This window comes from Paenibacillus sp. 01L418, from assembly GCF_056400045.1.
The window spans coordinates 1-5,194 of the sequence record NZ_JBFTSN010000437.1 but is presented as its reverse complement, the minus strand read 5'-3'; the positions used below and the strand labels follow the sequence as shown (position 1 = coordinate 5,194).

The window sequence follows — 5,194 nt, the reverse complement described above, 5'->3', positions numbered from 1 at the left end:
GAATATATGCGCTTAAAGATTAGAGAAGCCATCTGGTTGAGGTGGAAGTGAAGCTGTAAGCACGCATGTGTTCTTACAGCTCGAGAAAAGCCTTGGTTTGTTGTTTATAAGCGCAAATATGCGCTTATTGAGGTAGATGAGGCGTCTGACCGAGGTGGAAGTGAAGCTGTAAGAACGTATGTGTTCTTAAAGCTTGAGAAAAGGGTTAGTTTGTTGTTTGTAAGCGCATATGTGCGCTTATAGAGTAGTGAAGCCATCTGGTTGAGGTGGAAGTGAAGCTGTAAGCACATATGTGTTCTTACAGCGAGAGAATAGCTTTAGTTTGTTGTCTGTAAGCGCAAATATGCGCTTAAAGAGTAGAGAAGCCATCTGGATGAGGTGGAAGTGAAGCTGTAAGAACGCATGTGTTCTTACAGCTTGAGAAAAGGGTTAGTTTGTTGTTTGTAAGCGCAAATATGCACTTATTGAGTAGAAAAGCTATGTGGTTGAGGCGGAAATGAAGCTGTAAGCACGTATGTGTTCTTACAACACGAGAATAGCCTTAGTTTGTTGTCGATAAGCGCAAATATGTGCTTATTGAGGTAGATGAGGCGTCTGATCGAGGTTGAAATGAAGCAGTAAGAATACATGCGCTTATTGAGTAGTGAAGCCATCTGGTTGGGGTAGAAATGGAGCTGTAAGCACACATGTGTTCTTACAGTTCGAGACAAGCCTTGGTTTGTTGTCTGTAAGCGCAAATATGCGCTTATTGAGTAGAAAAGCCGACTGGTTGAGGTAGAAATGGAGCTGTAAGCACACATGTGTTCTTTCAGCGCGAGACAAGCCTCGGTTTGTTGTCGGTAAGCGCAAATATGCGCTTATTGAGTAGAAAAGCCGTCAGGTTGAGGCGGAAATGAAGCTGTAAGCACACATGTGTTCTTACAGCTCGAGACAAGCCTTAGTTTGTTGTCTGTAAGCGCAAATATGTGCTTATTGAGGTAGATGAGGCGTCTGATCGAGGTTGAAATGAAGCTGTAAGCACGCATGTGTTCTTAAAGCTTGAGGAATGGGTTAGTTTGTTGTTTGTAAGCGCATATGTGCGCTTATTGAGTAGAAAAGGCGTCTGGTTGAGGTACAAATGGAGCTGTAAGCACACATGTGTTCTTACAGCGAGAGAATAGTCTTAGTTTGTTGTCTGTAAGCGCAAATATGCGCTTATTGAGTAGAAAAGCCGACTGGTTGAGGTGGAAATGGAGCTGTAAGCACACATGTGTTCTTACAGCGAGAGAATAGTCTTAGTTGGTTGTCTGTAAGCGCATATGTGCGCTTATTGAGTAGAAAAGCCGTCTGGTTGAGGTAGAAATGGAGCTGTAAGCACACATGTGTTCTTACAGCACGAGACAAGCCTTGGTTTGTTGTTTATAAGCGCAAATATGCGCTTATTGAGTAGAAAATCCGACTGGTTGAGGCGGAAATGAAGCTGTAAGCACGTATGTGTTCTTACAGCACGAGACAAGCCTTGGTTTGTTGTCTATAAGCACATATATGCGCGAATAGAGTAGAGTCGGCGTCTGGGAGATGGGGAAAAGGAGCTTTATGCATAGGAGGATAATCTTAAACCACAAAGTATAAGATTGGCTCATAGTAAGCCCAGGCGGGCTCCTTTAGAATAAAAGTATCACATCAATGGAAGGGAAATCGATTATGAAATCTAATGGAGTCATTCGGGAATTACTTAGAAATCGAACGCTGCTGCTCATGTTCCTGCCCGTCGCGACGCTCCTTTTTCTCTTTAACTACTTGCCGCTTGCAGGTCTAGTCATCGCCTTTAAAGACTTTGACTTTGCTAAAGGAATTTTCGGAAGCGATTGGATGCACCCGCTGCTGAATAACTTTGATTATTTGTTCTCTTCTCCGACCGCTTTTCGGGCGATGAGAAACACGATACTGTTAAACGCATTGTTTATTACAGTCGGGCTCATTTTTGAAGTAGGGTTTGCCTTGCTGCTCAATGAGATTAGAAACAAATATTTTAAGAGAGTTACGCAGTCGTTAACCTTTCTTCCGTTCTTTATTTCGTGGATCGTAGTCGGAGTGTTCGCTTACAACTTAATGAACTTTGAGAGTGGAGCGATTAATCGTGTGCTGGAGACGATAGGCTTGCAGCCGATTGATTTCTACAGCGAAGCCGGCTTATGGCCGCTCATTCTAACGATAGCGGTTCGCTGGAAGGTTACCGGATACGGCACAATCATTTATTTGGCGGCATTAACGTCCATCGACAATTCGTATTATGAAGCAGCGTCCATCGACGGTGCGACAAGATGGCAGCAAATCCGTTTTATCAGCATTCCGATGCTGCGGCCAACGATCATTATCTTAACCTTGCTGGCTGTTGGCAGAATCATGAACGCCGATTTTGGAATGTTTTACGCAATGGTCGGCGATGCTTCTCTCTTATTTCCTACAACTGACGTTATTGATACGTTTGTTTATCGCAGCTTGCGCAAATCAGGAGATATCGGCATGGCATCTGCGGCGGGCTTCCTCCAGTCGTTCATCGCATTCGTGCTTATTATCGGCAGCAATTACGCGGCACGCAAAATAGACAAAGACTCGGCTATTTTCTAAAAACGTCCATTCACATCAAGGGAGGATCATCTGCATGCATCTGAAGAGATTTTCAATTTCACAATTTATTATCATTATAGCGATCTCCTTGTTCAGTCTGTCCTGCTTGTTTCCATTCATTATGGTCATTTCAGGCTCGTTAAGTACGGAGAAGGACATTATGGATTATGGATACACGCTATGGCCAAAGAGCATTACTTTCGATTCTTATCGCATTTTATTTCTAGGCTCTAATCGCATTATTGATGCGTATGGCGTAAGTCTTCTCGTTACGGTGGCAGGAACAATTCTATCCTTGCTCGTAACGAGCATGGGCGCATACGTAATGGCGAGACGGTCATTCAAGTATAGAAACATTTTGTCTATCTACGTCATTATTACAATGCTGTTTAATGGCGGATTAGTACCTTGGTACATCATTTGCGTGAGATATTTGGATCTAAAAGATACACTTTGGGCGCTTATTTTACCGATGCTCGCTAATGCATTCAATATGTTCCTCATTCGCAACTTTATGTTATCCATACCCGAGGATATGAATGAATCGGCCAAAATGGACGGTGCGGGCGACTTTAAAATCTTTTATCGCCTCATTGCACCGCTTTCCTTGCCAGTACTTGCAACCGTCGGTTTATTCGTAGCATTGAGCTACTGGAACGATTGGTTTCTAGGTCTCATGTTTGTCGATAAGCAGGAGCTTCAACCGCTGCAGCTGCTGCTGCGAACGCTCATCTCCAACGTGGAATTTCTGAAGAGCTCGAGCAATGCATCCGCTATGCAGCGAATATCAGCGCAAATTCCTTCGGAATCGATCAAGATGGCGCTTACGGTCGTTACGATTGGCCCTATCATTTTCTTGTATCCGTTCGTTCAACGTTTTTTTGTCAAAGGTTTGATGGTGGGCGCAGTAAAAGGATGACTATCTCGGCTTCAGCCGTGTAGTATATAAAACATAAGCTAAGGGGAGAGGTTCAGATGCAGAAAAGCATAACAAAAATGCCGCTATTTATTGCTGTCATCATGCTGCTAAGCGTTATTCTAGCAGCATGCAGCTCAAGCAACAGCAATACGCCAAGCAATAATGGGAAGGCGACTAATGCGCCAACTGGCGGAACCGAAGAAGTGAAGCAAGAGGATGAAGTTACGCTGAAGTTTTATTTTGGCGGTGATAAAAAAGCGGCTACGGATGAGGTTTGGTCCAAGGTTAGCGAATATGTGAAAGCGAAAGGTCTTAACGTGAAGTTCGATATTAACTTCATTCCGTTTGGCGACTTCAAAGAAAAGATGCTCGTTATGGCCGCATCCGGCGACAACTGGGATATGAACTTTGACGGCGACTGGCTTTCGTACAAGCAGATGGCTGCAAAAGGATCATACATGGCATTAAACGATCTGCTGCCGGAATTTGCTCCTAACTTGCACAAGAAATATGAGGAGCAGGGTACACTTGCTGCTGCAACGGTAAACGGCAACATCGTAGGTCTTCCATGGACGATGAAAATGAATGAGCGTAAATTTACTGGCTGGCGCTCKGATCTTGTCGAGAAAGCGGGACTTGATATTCCAGCAGGCTCAATCAAAACAATTGAGGATGTCGACAGATTGCTGCGTGAATTGAAAAAAGCGTACCCGAACGAAAGAATTTCCCGGACGCCGCCGGTATCCCTCATTATGATTCGTGATGAGTGGGTAGATCTTAACTTCCACGGCCTTGGCTTCTATTTAAGCGATGACAAAATTACGATTAAAGCGGTTGAGCAGCAACCATTCTACCTAGAGGCTGCAAAGCTGGCTAAAGTTTGGTATGACGATAATTTGATTAACCGTGATGCGATGATCGATAAGTCAGACGAAGCAGCAGAGTGGAGAAATGGCAAAAAGCTGTTCACTGTAACATCGCATGAATGGGTAAGTGCTAATCCTGGTTTCTCTGATCCGTCGTTCAAGATGGAATCGGCAGAGCTTTATCCTGACAAAAGATTCGTTAACCGTACGGCTCTTGCCAATGTCGTTGCCATTAACCGCAACTCCAAAAATCCAGAACGAGTGCTTCGTTTCTTGGATATGATGGAAACCGACAAAACGTTGTATGACCTTGTGCAATACGGTATTGAAGGCAAAACCTATGTATTGAACGGGGAAACGGCTGAATATCCGGAAGGCATGGAAACAACGACGAGCAACTATATGGAGTGGGGCGGACAATGGGCATTCTGGAAGCCGCAATTCATGCGTCCGACGATGACATATGGAACGGATTTCTGGCTGAAGGAAGCTGAATTTGCAAGCAAGCCTAATAACGTCAACTCACCTATCGACGGCCTATTTATCGCTGAAGACAATATGAAAAACGAGATTGCAAAACGTGATACAGCAAACGATGAGCTGAACAGACCGATAGARTTTGGCGTGGTGAAGGATGTCGAGAAGGCCGTTGCTGCTTATATCGAAACGCAAAAGAAAAATGGACTTGATGTCATCATCGCTGAAACTCAAAGACAAATTGATGAGTTTCTTGCGAAGAAAAAATAAAGTGTGACGAATGAGAAGCCGACCTTATGTAGAGGAAGGCTTCTCCTTTGAC

3 protein-coding genes are annotated in these 5,194 nt (G+C 44.1%); all 3 read left to right on the top strand.

The features are described 5' to 3' along the window. The first annotated feature begins 1,683 nt into the window (after window positions 1-1,683). The 3 genes from AC1DSE_RS29730 to AC1DSE_RS29720 are packed head-to-tail and all read left to right on the top strand — an operon-like array spanning window position 1,684 to window position 5,142. Entirely contained in the window at window positions 1,684-2,610 is a 927-nt protein-coding gene (locus AC1DSE_RS29730) for an ABC transporter permease (protein WP_076269604.1), read from the top strand. A 34-nt stretch (window positions 2,611-2,644) separates the two neighbouring features. Continuing rightward, complete coding sequence (locus tag AC1DSE_RS29725; protein WP_076269437.1) at window positions 2,645-3,529, top strand: carbohydrate ABC transporter permease; 885 nt, start codon at window positions 2,645-2,647, stop codon at window positions 3,527-3,529. A gap of 56 nt (window positions 3,530-3,585) precedes the next feature. Continuing rightward, window positions 3,586-5,142, top strand: a complete 1,557-nt coding sequence (locus AC1DSE_RS29720; RefSeq protein ID WP_076269438.1) for an extracellular solute-binding protein — start codon at window positions 3,586-3,588, stop codon at window positions 5,140-5,142. Window positions 5,143-5,194 lie beyond the last annotated feature (52 nt).